The sequence below is a fragment of the Prevotella marseillensis genome (genome assembly GCF_900625065.1).
Lineage (GTDB): Bacteria > Bacteroidota > Bacteroidia > Bacteroidales > Bacteroidaceae > Prevotella > Prevotella rara.
On the sequence record NZ_UYXY01000001.1, the window covers coordinates 2,886,398 to 2,901,650 of the forward strand.

Sequence of the window (15,253 nt, forward strand, 5' to 3'; positions counted from 1 at the left end):
ACATTTTATTTAACCATCAATTTGAATGTTTTTTCGTGTTCATTTCCAGACACCTTAACAATTGTCACGCCTTTATAGCCCTGCAGCGCAAACTTGCATGCATCGCCGTCGGCCACACCCGAATAAAGAATCTGTCCCGAAGGTGAAGCACAAGTTATCTTGTCACCGGCATGCAGACCGCCAAGAATCACCATGCCCCTGCCGGCCGTTGCATAGAGGTCGCCGCCTACAGGAACGAACACACCTGTTGCATCATATTTGAAGTAAGCTGGCTCGGAAGAGTCATAAAATAGAGAACCGTCACCTGCAGTTACCGTAATGGCATAAGTCTTGCCTGTGAGGAATTCACCGGCAGAAGTCTCGCCGATAGTCATCGTCGTACCGTCATCAGGTGTCGCTCCTGAAGCAAGCATATCCCATACATAGCCATCGTTATAAGACATTGTGAGATAGTTGATTGTAGCTGTACGGCCGCCGTAATTGAGCGAGAAGCGCATCTTGCGGTACTTCTTGTCTTTTACATAATTCTCCAACAACACCTCAGAGCCTTCAGTGTCAAGCGAGCTTACCTCCTTAGCCGGACCTACAGTTTCCCACGTCTGTCCGTCTACAGTTCCTTCTATCTTAACTACACTCGTGCCATAAGGACCGCCTGACTTAAGGATAAATTTACAGTCGGTTATTCCTTCAGGATAGTCACGTGTCTCTACAACTCCATTACCATAGAATGAAAGTGTACCGGCTCTTACTTCGACATCGCCCGTAATATCAGCAAAATCGCTCAACGGAACGAACACAGTATTGTTGAACACTTCGTCTGTTACTTCAGCAAAATCAAGATAATATTTTGATGCGTTTTTAACCGGAGTCCAATCAACCTGCAATGTACTGTTGTCCTTAAGTCCAAAATTGGTAATCTGAGGCTTTCCGAGCTTCTCTGTAAGATAGAATTGCCATAGCCACAGGTTTGTCTGAAGTTTCTTCGATTTGCATACAAAAGCGATATACACTTCTTTGCCTGCATAATCCTTAAGGTCAACCTCTTCAGGAACGGCTTCGCCAAAGCTGTCTGCAAAAGAGAAACGCTTGAGCAGATGGAAATCACTGATATCTCTTGACTCAGTCGATACGTATACATCCAAGTCTTCAACAGTGGTTGACTCCATCACACCTCGTATAAAATACAAAGCACCATTCTCCGGAACCTTCATGCGGCACGAAATAAGCCAGTCGTCAGCATCGTTCCAGTAGTCAAACTGATATACAACGCCTTCTGTCGTCTCATCATAAATCCATGTAGTTCCGTCGCCGTTGTTGTCTACTATATTCCAGCAGTCAAGTTCACCGTTTGTCCATGAAGTAAAATCTCCAATATAAGGAGCCTCCATCACCTTACACTCCGTGGTGACAGGAACAGAAGCACCATATACGACAGAATTGTCTGCCATAACCATATATGCACGCACGTTATAAAGACTGCCCGGCTCAAGTCCTGTTATCTCTGCGCTGACCTTATCAGCCACAGCGTCAACCTCCACGTGTGTTCCTTCTATTGTAGGTTCGTCTTTCAAAGCCCAGCAGAAACCCATCGACTTAACGTCTTGAAGTTTCTTGACAATTGTAGCCTCTGCCTTCAGTGAGGTGTCACGAATAGACTTAGGCACCTCTGTGCGTATCACAGATATAGGTGTAACTCCACCATTAACTTGGAATGTCACCAGTCCGTCGGACTCGTTTATGTTGGTGACAGATACGTTTACGGGGTCGCCGTTCCAGTTAATGGCCGCAGGAGATGATGTGGGAGAGAACTCCGTATTGCCCGAACGGCCCGGATAAGTGTCTCCGGCACGCGAGTTTGTATCATCTATGCCATCGGCGGCAACAATATACATACATCTGTGCTTGGCATTATTGTTAGGTCCGTTTATCGACCAGTATTTCTCCACCATCTCGTCGGTATAGTCATAATGGTAAATAAGCAGGCCATGGGCCGGGATATACTTGTCCCATCCTGTCTGCTGGCGATTCTCAAGCACAAACCACTCAAAGCCAGTACCGGGAGTTCTGTCGGGCTGGCAGTCGATATATCTTGCCTCATTGTCCGCAACAGTCTTCAGCGTAACGTCCTCAGCGTCTTTCAGTTCAACAGGCGAGCACCATCCCATCTGCATGCGTTCAAAGGCCATGAGGCATGGAGGTGTGCGGCTGTCGTTGTTATAACTTCCTGATGCATAAAGACTATAAGCACCGGGATCTATGCCGTAGCCGTCAGTATAGTCGTCTGTGTCGTACATATCCTTAAGTCCGAGCACATGGCCAAACTCATGAGTAAACGTTCCTATACCATCCATCTTCACTCCGCTTGTTCCGACAAGTTCGGCAGAGCAGCTGTAATTGTTACATGTTATGCCATCTATCTTGAACGCCTGATCTCCAAGAGTCCATGAGTGAGGCCACATATCGTCTGCATTTCCTGTACTTGCCTCGCTGTATCCGGCATAGATAACGTTGACGTTGTCCATATATCCGTCGCCGTCGTTATCAAACTGCGAGAAGTCCATGTCAGGATTGTCGGCCTTGGCCATTGTCAGTGCCTCGACAACCATATCGCGCGGATTTACGTCACCGCCGGCTGATTCGTCATTGGCAGCATAATAAGTCTGCTCATGAGCAAGAGTGTAAGGACCGACGACAACAAAATTAGGGATAAACTGCCCCATGGAGTTGTCTCTATAATAGTCTTTCACGCTTCCGGTACCTCCGTCAACAGAGTAGCCCGGCTCGTTAAGCCATTTTGTAAAATCCTCATTCTTGAAATTCATCGCCTTGTCCTTGAAGTTGACAAGGATAACAAGATATTCGCTCTCCTTTACCTCAGCATTGCTCTTTACCATACGTGGCGCCGAAACCTTACGCGCCAGTATCTGCTCAGGGCGCTTTATATCTTTCTTTCTGAAAGACATAAGCAAATCCATCTGCTTGCGCACCGGAACCAACTGGCCAAGAAACTTCTGTTCGTCAGCCGAGCGTTTACCTACATTACTTACTCGCTGTGAGGTCAACAAGCGCAGCTTGTTCTTCTCATCCAGCCGTTCATACTTGAAAAAGCCATCCTTGTCTTTTCTGATAAGATAGCCGTCAACAGTGGTCATGTAATGAAAATTCTCGTCTCCGTGTATTCTCACAGTCAAAGTGGTGCCATCAGGCTGCACTACGGTTATAGGCCGCGGATTAGACTTGATACCATAAACATTGACCGAGAAACCTAGCGCCAGAGACAGAATCAGAGCACTGAATTTCTTTGATCTAGACATGAATTGTTGATTTAATTAATAAAAAAACGGAAAGGTCTGAGATATCCAGACCCTTTCAGTATGTTAATTTTTTATATTAGTCTTTTACAACTACCTTTATAGCCTTATTGTTTACTCTGACGATATACAATCCTTTTTCAACATTGAATGTTGTTTGTCCCTTTACATAAGCTGATTTTACCATCTTGCCTGACAGATCGTAAACTGAAACGTTTGCGCCTGCTGCTGAAGGAGTGACAGTAATGCAGCCTGAACCTACAGTAACATTCTCTGCATCAAGACCTGTCGCAGATATGCCGGTAGCAATGTTTGCCGACATTGTAACCAATGCACCGCCGGGATTAGTCTGTTCAAGTTTCATGATGTATTTGCCAGGAGTCTCTACGGTGTAAGTAAGATTGTAAGAGCCGTTATAATTTTCGTCATATACATATCCTGAAACTGCCAAAGGATTGTTAAGGTCGTCGGCACTGTAAAGCGTCATATAATAATAGTTGTTGGCATCGGCTGTTATCTTAAGGTCGCCTTCTGCCAGGTCGGCATAATACCATACAGGATTCAGACGTGAAGCTTCCTTCAGCTGGTTCTCACCGACAACTAACTCTATAGGATTGTCTGACAACTTGCCCGGCTCATAATCACGCAGATTGAACGTAACTGTCTTGCCTTCTTGTGCAGACAATGTTACAACCTGAACATAGAACACCTCATCCTTAGATGCGCCAAACTTGCCAAAGAAGGTTATTCCTACGGTGCTTGGCTTGGTTATATCAACAGGATAGCTGTCGCCGTCACGCATTACACGAACAGTAGACGACTGATATGAAGCATTCTGCTCATAATTGATGTCAGAACTGATTTCAAGCATTCCGTCAGCAGGTGCTACATACCTATACCATGTTGTCTGGGCTGACTTTGGAACATCAGCTGAACTACCTTCAACAACAATAGCTGTCTCCTTTGACTCGCCTTCTCCATAGGCAACTTCTTCAAGGTCGAAAGTGCCGTCGGCAGTAACATCTGAGAACTGAATGACATATTCAGTACCCTTTACAATCTCAGTCTTTATTGAGAATCCGTCCTGAACGGCTGTTCTATAAGAAGGATAAGGGCCTGAGCTCATAGGAAACTGAACCTTGACAGCAGGATCTGACGGTGATATAACCAGCCATCCGTTAAGCGTAGCTGTATATTTATAATATTTGTCACTGCCGCTCTTAAGGTCATTTGTTCCTACCACTGCAGGTATAGGATTGCCATAGACATCGCCCTGAGCAATATCCTCTACAGATACATTATACTTGAATCCGTTTATATCTTCATTAAGATTCCAGCATATTATATAGGTGTTGCCTGCACTAACTTCTACCTTAACATCCTTTGTACCGCTGGCGAGCGAAGAATACATATTGTTCTGGTCGTATACGGCAACATTAGTGGCTGAGCTGAGGAAATCAGCTTCACTGCTTATATTGAGGATTTTTGGTGTGCCTGCCTCTCCAGGTATCGTAATGCTGTAATAATACTGACCGTTGTATTGTGGAAGTGTGTTCTCACCCAGCTCAATAGCCTTAGGATTGTTGAACGAATCGCCTTCACCGGCAGGAACTAGAGTCATGTCAAACAAATCAGGTGAACCCGTAGCCTCATTCTTCTCTATGCAAATAAGATAGGTGTTGCCCTTAACCGCATTGAAGCGCAGCAGGAAACATCCGTCAACACTTGCAATCGGACTATACATAGAGTTGGCATTATACACGCTTACAGTTCCGCCATAAAGATATGAATCAGAGCTGAGCATTACAAATCCGTTGTCCTCAGCAACATAGCTATACCAGTATTCTCCAATTTCTGCCGGCAGCTCGTTGCCTTCAGCCTTGCCTGTGAAAGGCATATCGCTCGACGTACCTATAGTAGGATGCGTAATAACAAAGTTACCGATAAGCGGCGATGTGGAAGCCTTAATCTTTATTATATACACCTTTCCGGCTTCTACTTCAGTTTTGCCAACAACCGTACCGCTGACATAGCTCAAACTGACGCTCGTTTCCTCACTGCTGTTTTCCTCGCAGACAGACAGGCCTGACAAAGAGCCTGTAAAGGTCATCTCGAGCACACCTTCTTCTGAGCACTCATATTTTAGGTATGTAACAGAAGAGTATGTTTCTGTACTATAGTTACTTGGAATAAAGAAGTTACTCTGCCCCGTTACGTCGATAGCTTCCTCCTTGGTCTGTCCACCTTCGACAATAGCATTTTCTGCTTTCATGTCAAACGAAATCTCGCTTCCGCCCCTTGTGTTCAAAATAAGATAAACCGTCTGACCAGCCTTAACAGGAACAATACTGCCTGTTGCAGAGTTTATTCCATAAATCATTTTGTTGTAGGTACCGTCTTCAGACATCACATAACTTAACCCTTCACCTTTGACGGTTGTAAAAGTCAGCAATTGTCCTGACTCAGCCGGTGCTGTATACTTATAATACAAAGTAACATAGCCCGACTGACCTGTCAGATCATAACTGTTTGTTCCAACCTGCAAATCTAATGCCGTAGAGACATCAGTCTGCGCAAACAAACTGCATAAACAAAATTGCAGAAATGTTAAAAGTATTAACTTCTTCATAAGCACTAATTTAATGTTATAATGTTATTGTTTTTGCGACAAATGACGTATTATCTTATCAATTTGAGTTTAGATTTACCTTTATCTTATATTTTATAGTTAAAAAGAAATGGTTTGCGAATTACACAAACGAAATTTGAGAGTTAGAAGTGACTCCAACTCTTCTTTATAGTTTCCGATATTGTCGAAGAAATCCTTGATGGCCTGTCTGAATTTCTCTTTTGTCCTGTAGAATCCGGTGTTAATGACCTTCTTCCTGAGGAACTTCCAAAGCCTTTCAATCAAATTGAGGTTCGGCGAGTAAGGCGGCAGGAATATCTGTTTGATTTTCGTCCCGTTTACCCATTCCTTGAGCTTTTTGTTGTGATAATAGCGGGCATTGTCGGAGATGATATAGATGACGGAAGCTTCGGGATGCCTTTCCAAGGCTGACTGATAAACATCCCGGGTGGATTCGGCATTGACGCTCTCACAGTCATGCGCTATCACATCTGTCACGTCATATGCATTAAGCAACCCGTTGATGTTCACCCTGTCACGACCGCTGACGGTCGGCTGTTCAAGTCTCTCGCCTTTCTCTATCCACGCATAAGTGGAACGGCTGTTGTGGGTCGGATGGACACCGTCCGCATAATAAACCACCGCATCTTCCGGCATACCGGAAAGAATTTCTGAAAGTTTCCCGGCAAAGGCCGCCTGCCTTGAGGCATCAGCCTCACAAGGGACTTCCGATGTCTTCTTATAGGTAAATCCGATGCGGTTCAGCAAGTCTGCAACCCCCTGGGGAGTGTATTCAACGCCGAATGCGGACTTTATCCAGGCCGCCACACCTTTGGCATCCGTATATATGTGCTCGCGTAGTTCCTTGCACAAGGCTGCCAGCTGACGGCTGTCAAGAAGCCCCCAATAACCCTTGTAACGGTTTTCCAGAAGTTCATCAGCACCACCATGTAAATAAGCGGAACGATAACGGTATACAGTGGAAACGTCTATTCCAAGACATGAGGACACGAAAGAGGGCGTATTACCCATGCCCAACATCAGAATGCAAGTCACACGGGCATAGTCGGAACTTCCGGCTAAATTCCGTTGAAGTTTACGCAAAACTTCCATTTCTGATGTCGACAACTGAATTTCCATAGTGCAAAGATACTATTTTTTGAATGATTTTTCGCATTTCACTTACTTTTGACTATAACATCTTATAGTGCAAATATCGTAATATTTTTTAATATCAGCAAAAGATTATGTAATAAAATTCGAATCAATATACATTAATATAATTATTATAGATATATTTCGTTATTTTTAATACGAATAATAACTTTTTCAAGTCGATATCATACGATTTAATAGTAATTTCACATAAATAACAAAATAAGCACTCGTAAAAATATGTTATAGACAGATACATTATATTAAAAAATACATATAATAAAAATGGCTACCAAGCTTACAGAACGGTAAAATAAACTATATATATTTTCAGGTAGACACCAAGGCAAGAAATCGTTAATTTACAGAAAATATTATATTTTATCACTACTGTCCAAAGAAATTTTCCCATAGAGTCAACTGACCATCATCGGAGTTTTTCATCGGACGTTTTGGTTTAACGAATAGTTCGCCTAAGGGTTTCCTCTCGAAGAGAACTTTCCCTATAGCGGACGATAAAATATAAAGATCTTGATCGACATTATACACTTTCTTTGCAATGGCAAGCAGCAGATAGTCGCAGATGGCAATCCAAATCTGCGAGAAAACCGCATTCTGGCTCGTACCATAGAACGACTTGATATGCAGCCGCTGCTTTATCCATTTGAAGAAACATTCCACCTGCCAGCGTTCCCTATAGAGCTCTGCGATAGTCAGGTAGGAGTGGGTGAAGTCGTTGGTCAGGAATCTATAGACATTGCCTGTAGCATAATCTTCATAAACGACCATACGGAGAGTTTCAGGATACCACTTGGAGGTTCTAGGACCGGTAAGTCTGATTACAGAGTCACTAATAACACCAGTGTGCTTGTCAACGAGGCGTTCCTCCACCATTTCATACTTCATGTTGTCCTTGGCTCTTGTTACGAAGAACGCCTGCTGACGATGGAAGTGGTTGAACAACTGCCTGAAGTCAACATAGCCCTTATCCATGAGATAGTAACTGCCCGGCTCTACAGGAATCAGGCTCATAGCCTTGGAGTCGTGGACAGCAGCCTCTGTCAGATAGATGAAGGTTGGTATGGAACCACGCAAATCCAACAGCGTATGCATCTTCACTCCACCTTTGTCATGATGCAGGCGTGCCCACGGACAGAGCTGAAGGCACAACTTAATTGTACTGCTATCAAAGGCATATACGATGCCGTCCACGTCAAGTCGGGAAGGCTCATTCTGATACAGTTCCCTTGCCCAGGCAATCAGAATCTGCCCAAAGTCATAGTATATACGCCAGTCCTTTGTCTCATTAATATGGGCCAAGGTAGAACGCTGGATATACTTTATCCCACTCGAATAGAGTTTGGAAGACAGTGCAACCAGTGTTGCATCAATGCTGCGGAGGCTAATCTGGTCGGTGAACTGGGCAAAGCTCATCACCAAGAACTGGTCTCTGCATTTGAACCCGATGGCATGTCTGTTGCCATTGTATCTCTTTACGCATTTGTCGAACTCATATCTTGGTATGAGCGACATAATCTGAGCGAATACGGTCTTTCCCTGATTCATGATTTCCGCCTCTTGCAATACGATTTGCAAAAGTAAAAAATCAAATCTCGAAAAAATAATATTCGCGTAACTCATTGTAAACGATTAATTTAAATCATGTCTAAGATATTTTCTTTGGACAGCAGTGATATTTTATACAAATCACGATTGCTTAAGAAAGGAGAATACACATCCGCAAAAGGAGCCATGTCATGAATCAAAAGGCCACATTTCAGCATACAAAAGCATATCTTTCATGATACATTTAGGTATATTTTGCAGAACATGGAACAATACATTAAAATAAAAAATTCTAAGTTTTATACATAAAATAAACACCTAACGGAATAGCAAATTTGAGTAAAGCGTAGCGAACAGACTGAAAAAGCGTTCGTTACGCTATATTTTTCTCTTGTTCAAAAGCCAAGAAGAGACAGAATATGGACAAACGCAGCAAAAGTTCAGTTACTTTATCATTACCCGTGCGATGATGCAAATTTCTTGCGAAACCTAAATTTTGCATCGTTTGGCGTTATGTGTCGTATCTGTCGGTAACTCACTATGAATTAATTTTGTAACCAAAAAAAAGTGAGTTATGAGAAGTACATTTAAGGTATTGTTCTACGTGAAGAAAGGCAGTGAGAAACCCAACGGCAACCTGCCTTTGATGTGTCGCATTACGGTGGACGGAGAGATTAAGCAGTTCAGTTGCAAGATGGATGTTCCCTTGCGCCTGTGGGACGTGAAGAACAACCGTGCTTCGGGTAAGAGTGCCGAAGCGCAAAGAATCAACCGTGCCGTTGACAAAATCAGAGTGGAGATAAACCGCCGTTATCAAGAGTTGATGCAGACGGACGGTTATGTCACTGCTGCCAAGTTGAAAGATGCCTATCTCGGCATCGGTATCAAACAGGAAACCTTGCTAAAACTGTTTGAACAACACAACAGCGAATTTGCCAAGAAAGTGGGACACAGCAGGGCAAAAGGAACATTCCGACGTTATGTTACCGTCTGCAAGCACATCCGTGAGTTCCTACCCCATACCTACAAGCGTGAAGATATTCCGTTAAAAGAGTTGAACCTCTCGTTCATCAACGACTTCGAGTATTTCCTGCGTACTGAGAAAAAATGCCGCACCAATACCATTTGGGGCTACATGATTGTGCTGAAACACATTATTTCCATAGCGAGGAATGACGGTCGTCTGCCGTTCAATCCCTTTGCAGGGTACATCAACTCTCCCGAAAGCGTGGACAGAGGGTATATTACGAGAGAGGAGATACACACAATGATGAACACCGATATGCCCGACAAGACACACGAGCTTGTCAGGGATTTATTTCTGTTCTCCACCTTTACAGGTTTGGCATATTCCGATGTCAAGAACCTTACGGAAGACAACCTGCAAACATTCTTTGACGGAAATCTGTGGATTATCACCCGAAGAAAGAAAACTAACACGGAATCCAATATCCGATTGTTGGATGTTCCCCGAAAGATAATAGAGAAGTACAGGGGTATGACAAGAGATAATAAAGTATTCCCCATGCCGAGTAACACGACTTGCAACAAGAAGCTGAAAGCCATTGCCAAGTTGTGCGGTATAAAAGTCCACTTGACCTATCATGTAGCAAGACATTCGGCAGCGACCACTGTGCTGTTATCCAACGGAGTACCCATTGAAACCGTCAGCCGACTTTTGGGACATACCAACATAAAAACGACCCAAATTTACGCAAAAATCACAGCCCAAAAGATTAGTCAGGATATGGAAACATTGTCGCACAAACTGGAGGATATGGAAAAGAACATTTGCAATGCCATTCAGTAACCCTTAAATCAAACGATAATGAAAGAGGAAAGAAACATCATAACAATGAACGAGTTCGGCAATGTAGTTATGCCGAAAGATATACAGGCAACCGCCATGAGTGAGTGGGAGCTTTGCGAGTTGTTCAATGTAACCGCCCCGACTATCAGGGCAGGGATAAAGACACTCTGCAAGAACGGCATTCTGAATGAGTGTGAGATAAGGCATACCATCCGACTGTCCGACAAGTGCAGCATGGAGGTTTACAGCCTTGAAACGATAATCGCCCTTGCGTTCCGTATCGGCACATACAGTGCGAAGCAGGTGCGCAATGCCGTTCTTGAAAGACTGTACTTGCGAAAAGAGAAAACAAGCATCTTCTTTTCGCTGAACACCAACGGCATAGCCAAAGCCGAATACTTCTCGTAGCTGAATTGGTTGCACGACTGACGGAATCCATTCATTCAGTCACGAATAGAGTAATCAAGCCAGCGTGTCAGCATATAATCTGACCGACATATCAACAGGAACTCCAATTTTTTCTCCCGAAAAGCGTAATCCCCACATTCGTTTTTTGGGAGTTTTTTCGTCTGTCCTGCCCGACTTCCGTTCCAAACCATTGAAAGTTTTTTCTTCGGGGGCTATTTGTCACCGTTCTGCCGCGTTTTGCGTAACAACTTATCCGATAAATGCTTATACTTTTGTAGCTGGTATTTTTCAAACTTAAAACCATTTGATTATGTCAGCTAACAAACAACAAGACAGCCACAGACCGCCATCGGATGGTGGCATGGCAAAGGAGGAATTCATCCGAGTGGGGACTACGCTTTACAAGATTGTGGAGCAGCCCAAACTGAACGGAGGGTATGTAAGGAAACGCATAGCATGGAACAACGAAACCCTGCGCCAAGACTACGGCAAGGACTACATCGGCAGCGTTCCCAAGTATGACGGCTTCTGCACCGTACCCGAACACATCGGCTACCATCCCGTGGTCGGCAAGTTCCTTAACCTCTATGAACCGATAGACCACCAACCTAAAGAGGGCGATTTCTCGCATATCCAATCTTTGGTAGGTCACATCTTCGGGGAGCAATACGAGTTGGGCATGGACTACCTACAACTGCTCTACTTGTACCCCATTCAAAAGCTGCCTATCCTGCTGTTGGTATCAGAGGAACGCAACACAGGCAAAAGCACATTTCTGAATTTTCTAAAACTCCTATTTCAGAACAATGTAACCTTTAACACCAACGAGGATTTCCGTAGCCAATTCAATTCCGACTGGGCCGGCAAACTGCTTATCGTGGTGGACGAGGTGCTGCTCAACCGTAGGGAGGACAGCGAGCGGTTGAAGAACCTAAGCACCACACTTTCCTACAAGGTGGAAGCCAAAGGCAAAGACCGTGACGAGATAGCGTTTTTCGCCAAGTTCGTGCTATGCTCCAACAACGAGTACTTGCCTGTAATCATTGATGCAGGGGAAACACGCTATTGGGTACGCAAGATAGACCGCTTGCAGTCTGATGATACCGACTTCCTGCAAAAGCTGAAAGCGGAGATACCCGCCTTTCTTCATTTCCTGCAACACAGAACACTATCCACCGAAAAGGAAAGCCGTATGTGGTTTGCTCCATCGCTGTTGCATACCGAAGCCTTGCAGAAGATAATCCGCAGCAACCGTAACCGACTGGAGATAGAGATGCACGAGCTGATACTTGACATCATGGATAGTGTCGGCACGGACACATTCTCGTTCTGCTACAACGACATTCTTCTGTTGCTGGTACACTCGCAGGTAAAAGTGGAGAAGCACCAAGTCCGAAAGGTGTTGCAGGAGTGTTGGAAACTTACGCCTGCACCCAACGGACTGACCTATACCACCTACCAATTCAACTACAATCGGGAGTGTCGGTATGAGCCTGTAAAACGGGTCGGTCGTTTCTATTCTGTCACGAGGGAACAACTTGAATCCCTGTAATATCATTCTTTTTTTTGTTGAATTGATGAATAAGGATATAACTATGCTGACAATAAACAATATACACTCTCAACAAAATCTCAACAATCGAAAAGAGAAGTTGAGAGAGGAACAGCACCCGATTGTTGATTTCTCTTTTGGCGAGTGGTTTGTTGAGAAGATGTTGAGCAAATATCTTTCTGTAAATAAATGTGTTATATAAGCCATTCAACAAATCAACGTTTTTACAATCATCATCAAATCTATAGAATATCATGAACATACAAGAAGTTAAACAAATCAGAATCGCAGACTATCTGCAAAGTTTGGGTTACACGCCCGTCAAGCAACAGGGCAGCAGCTTTTGGTACAAATCACCGCTGAGAGAGGAAACGGACGCATCTTTCAAGGTAAACACAGAACTCAACAAATGGTACGATTTTGGACTTGGCAAGGGCGGTAACATCATCGCATTGGCAGCGGAACTCTACCATACGGAAGATGTAACCTGCCTGTTGAAGCGCATAGAGGAACGGACACCATACATCCGCCCTGCATCGTTTTCTTTTGGCAAGCAGCAATCCGACAACCGCACTTATCGGGTATTAAGAGTTGGCGAGCTGTCATCACCTGCGCTCATTGCCTATCTGCAAGAAAGGGGGATAGACATTGAACTCGCCAAAAGGGAGTGTAAGGAACTGCGGTTTGAGAATGCCGACAAACCCTATTTCGCCATCGGCTTCCCGAATATGGCAAGAGGGTATGAAGTGCGTAATAGATACTTCAAGGGATGTGTCGCCCCGAAGGACATCACCCATATCCGACAGCAAAAAGAGCCACGAACCGTCTGTTATCTTTTCGAGGGCTTCATGGATTATCTCTCGTTCCTGACCATCCGAGTAAAGAACAATCCGCAACACCCACGATTGAATGCACAGGATTACGTCATTCTCAACTCCGTTTCCAACCTCTCGAAAGCGGAAAGCATATTGGCAACCTATACCCGAATCGGCTGTTTCCTTGACAATGACACAGCAGGACGGAACGCATACGCCAACCTGCAACGGATGTTGGGTGACCGCTTGCAGGATATGTCGGTTCACTATGCAGGGTATAATGACTTGAACGAGTACCTGTGCAAAAAACTCTTGTCCCAATCGACAGAGCCGATAAAGGAGGAGAAGCAAGTACAATCCGCAAGGCGGATGATGCAGCCACCGAAAAAGAAAGGGCTGAAAATATAGAGGGGAACAGGTTCGCTTTCCCAAGGGTATTTAGACAGAAATACCATAGCTCAATAGGGCGTTTTCTTCACGCATTACACGGTAATGCTAAAAACTCCCTATCGAGCCAAAGGGAAATCCCTTTGGAAACCCTGAGAGCCAATGCCACAGGCAGAGAATACACTCATAACAATAACCGTAAAAATCAAACTACATGGGATATTTTTCATTGGACATAAAGAAAGCAAAAGGTTCATCGGACACCGTACAATCCGACCATATAGAGAGAAGAATCATACCTAAAAACGCAGACCCGACAAGAACGCATCTGAACAGGGTACTTATAGAATACCCCGATGGCGTTCATGGCAGGGATGAAGCGATTGCCCACAGGCTGAACACGGCAGGCATCAAGCGGAAGATTACACATGACCAAGTCCGTGTAGTCCGAGTGGTTCTGTCGGGAACACATGAGGACATGATGGACATACAGGAAAACGGAAGACTTGACGAATGGTGCAGCGACAGCATCCAATGGCTGCAAGCCACATTCGGCAGGGAGAACGTGGTTGCCGCCCATCTTCACATGGACGAGAAGACACCGCATATCCATGCAGCCATTGTTCCCATCGTGACAGGTGAAAGGCGCAAAGCCAAGAAAGAGCAGGAAGACGGCAAACGGAAGTATCACAAGAAAGCAAATACCGTCCGTTTGTGTGCCGATGACCTGTTCAACCGTCAGACCTTGATTGCGTACCACGACAATTATGCAAGGGTTATGGCTAAATACGGATTACAGCGAGGTGTGCGAGGTTCCGAAGCACGGCACACCACCACGACACAGTATTATCGGGACATACAGAAAAAGAACGCTGCCCTTGATGCAGAAAACAAGCGGTTACAGGAGCAGAAAACCGAAACCGAACAGGAACTCAGACAAGCCAAGAAAGAGGTACAGACCGAGAAACTGAAAGGTGCAGCCACCACCGCAGCGACCAACATAGCTGAAAGTGTCGGTTCTCTTTTCGGGAGCAACAAGGTCAAGACTTTGGAAAGGGAGAACACCGCCCTGTATCGGGAAGTTGCCACCCATGAGGAAACCATTGAGATACTGCAAAACCGCATACACACGATGCAAACCGAGCACAACCGCCAGTTGTTGGAAATACAGCAGAATCACCGTAAGGAGATGGCGGAAAAAAGTGTCAGACACAAAGATGAAGTATCAGGTTTGAAACGCATTATCGAAAAGCTGTGTGCATGGTTTCCTATGGCAAAGGAAATTATGAGAATAGAGAGCCTGTGCCGCCTTGTCGGGTTCAATGAAAGGCAGACCACGACATTGACTTATGGTAAGCCTTTGATATACGAGGGCAAACTTTATTCGGAGGAACATAATCGGAGTTTTACGACAGAAAGAGCAGGCTTTCAAGTGGTGAAAGACCCTGCGGACAAGTCTAAACTGACACTCGTAATCAACCGCCAGCCCATAGGCGAATGGTTCAGGGAACAGTTCGACAGGCTACGGCAGAGCATACGACAGCCAATTCAACCACAAAGGAAAAGTAGAGGAATTACATAAGTAGTTAAAACAGATTGCAATAAGCCTCCGATAATCGT

General features: G+C 44.6%; 10 protein-coding genes. 6 read left to right on the forward strand and 4 right to left on the reverse strand.

Features of this window, described 5'->3' with window-relative positions; all coding sequences use genetic code 11:
• Nucleotides 1-5: 5 nt before the first annotated feature.
• The 4 genes from EJL04_RS11630 to EJL04_RS11645 all read right to left on the reverse strand — a co-directional run bounded on the left by EJL04_RS11630 (nucleotide 6) and on the right by EJL04_RS11645 (nucleotide 8,661).
• Nucleotides 6-3,314, reverse strand: coding sequence for a M6 family metalloprotease domain-containing protein (locus EJL04_RS11630; protein WP_125105028.1), 3,309 nt, complete (start codon nucleotides 3,312-3,314; stop codon nucleotides 6-8).
• Nucleotides 3,315-3,390: 76 nt separating this feature from the next.
• The gene (locus tag EJL04_RS11635) at nucleotides 3,391-5,940 is read right to left on the reverse strand and encodes a T9SS type A sorting domain-containing protein (protein WP_125105029.1); all 2,550 of its coding nucleotides are present in this window, start codon (nucleotides 5,938-5,940) and stop codon (nucleotides 3,391-3,393) included.
• A gap of 99 nt (nucleotides 5,941-6,039) precedes the next feature.
• Nucleotides 6,040-7,080, reverse strand: coding sequence for an IS630 family transposase (locus tag EJL04_RS11640; protein WP_125103825.1), 1,041 nt, complete (start codon nucleotides 7,078-7,080; stop codon nucleotides 6,040-6,042).
• Nucleotides 7,081-7,482: 402 nt separating this feature from the next.
• The gene (locus tag EJL04_RS11645; RefSeq protein WP_420899303.1) at nucleotides 7,483-8,661 is read right to left on the reverse strand and encodes an IS4 family transposase; all 1,179 of its coding nucleotides are present in this window, start codon (nucleotides 8,659-8,661) and stop codon (nucleotides 7,483-7,485) included.
• A gap of 574 nt (nucleotides 8,662-9,235) precedes the next feature.
• On the opposite strand from EJL04_RS11645, the gene EJL04_RS11650 reads away from it, so the two are divergent.
• The 6 genes from EJL04_RS11650 to mobV all read left to right on the forward strand — a co-directional run bounded on the left by EJL04_RS11650 (nucleotide 9,236) and on the right by mobV (nucleotide 15,215).
• Nucleotides 9,236-10,471 carry a site-specific integrase gene (locus tag EJL04_RS11650; protein WP_016564205.1) on the forward strand — a complete coding sequence of 412 codons (1,236 nt, stop codon included), beginning with the start codon at nucleotides 9,236-9,238 and terminating at the stop codon, nucleotides 10,469-10,471.
• Between the two features lie 18 nt (nucleotides 10,472-10,489).
• The gene (locus tag EJL04_RS11655) at nucleotides 10,490-10,879 is read left to right on the forward strand and encodes a hypothetical protein (protein WP_016564204.1); all 390 of its coding nucleotides are present in this window, start codon (nucleotides 10,490-10,492) and stop codon (nucleotides 10,877-10,879) included.
• A 310-nt stretch (nucleotides 10,880-11,189) separates the two neighbouring features.
• Nucleotides 11,190-12,431 carry a primase-helicase family protein gene (locus EJL04_RS11660; RefSeq protein ID WP_016564203.1) on the forward strand — a complete coding sequence of 414 codons (1,242 nt, stop codon included), beginning with the start codon at nucleotides 11,190-11,192 and terminating at the stop codon, nucleotides 12,429-12,431.
• Between the two features lie 43 nt (nucleotides 12,432-12,474).
• On the forward strand, nucleotides 12,475-12,633 hold the full coding sequence (locus EJL04_RS16390) for a hypothetical protein (RefSeq protein WP_016564202.1): 159 nt from the start codon (nucleotides 12,475-12,477) through the stop codon (nucleotides 12,631-12,633).
• Between the two features lie 52 nt (nucleotides 12,634-12,685).
• Entirely contained in the window at nucleotides 12,686-13,654 is a 969-nt protein-coding gene (locus EJL04_RS11665; RefSeq protein ID WP_016564201.1) for a toprim domain-containing protein, read from the forward strand.
• A gap of 193 nt (nucleotides 13,655-13,847) precedes the next feature.
• Nucleotides 13,848-15,215, forward strand: coding sequence for a MobV family relaxase (mobV, locus tag EJL04_RS11670; RefSeq protein ID WP_022508104.1), 1,368 nt, complete (start codon nucleotides 13,848-13,850; stop codon nucleotides 15,213-15,215).
• The last annotated feature ends 38 nt before the right edge of the window (nucleotides 15,216-15,253 follow it).

Bases quoted from the DNA above. Each gene is read 5' to 3' on its own strand.
- EJL04_RS11630 (WP_125105028.1), bottom strand. From the start codon at position 3,314: ATGTCTAGATCAAAGAAATTCAGTGCTCTGATTCTGTCTCTGGCGCTA.
- EJL04_RS11635 (WP_125105029.1), bottom strand. From the start codon at position 5,940: ATGAAGAAGTTAATACTTTTAACATTTCTGCAATTTTGTTTATGCAGT.
- EJL04_RS11640 (WP_125103825.1), bottom strand. From the start codon at position 7,080: ATGGAAATTCAGTTGTCGACATCAGAAATGGAAGTTTTGCGTAAACTT.
- EJL04_RS11645 (WP_420899303.1), bottom strand. From the start codon at position 8,661: ATGAATCAGGGAAAGACCGTATTCGCTCAGATTATGTCGCTCATACCA.
- EJL04_RS11650 (WP_016564205.1), top strand. From the start codon at position 9,236: ATGAGAAGTACATTTAAGGTATTGTTCTACGTGAAGAAAGGCAGTGAG.
- EJL04_RS11655 (WP_016564204.1), top strand. From the start codon at position 10,490: ATGAAAGAGGAAAGAAACATCATAACAATGAACGAGTTCGGCAATGTA.
- EJL04_RS11660 (WP_016564203.1), top strand. From the start codon at position 11,190: ATGTCAGCTAACAAACAACAAGACAGCCACAGACCGCCATCGGATGGT.
- EJL04_RS16390 (WP_016564202.1), top strand. From the start codon at position 12,475: ATGCTGACAATAAACAATATACACTCTCAACAAAATCTCAACAATCGA.
- EJL04_RS11665 (WP_016564201.1), top strand. From the start codon at position 12,686: ATGAACATACAAGAAGTTAAACAAATCAGAATCGCAGACTATCTGCAA.
- mobV (WP_022508104.1), top strand. From the start codon at position 13,848: ATGGGATATTTTTCATTGGACATAAAGAAAGCAAAAGGTTCATCGGAC.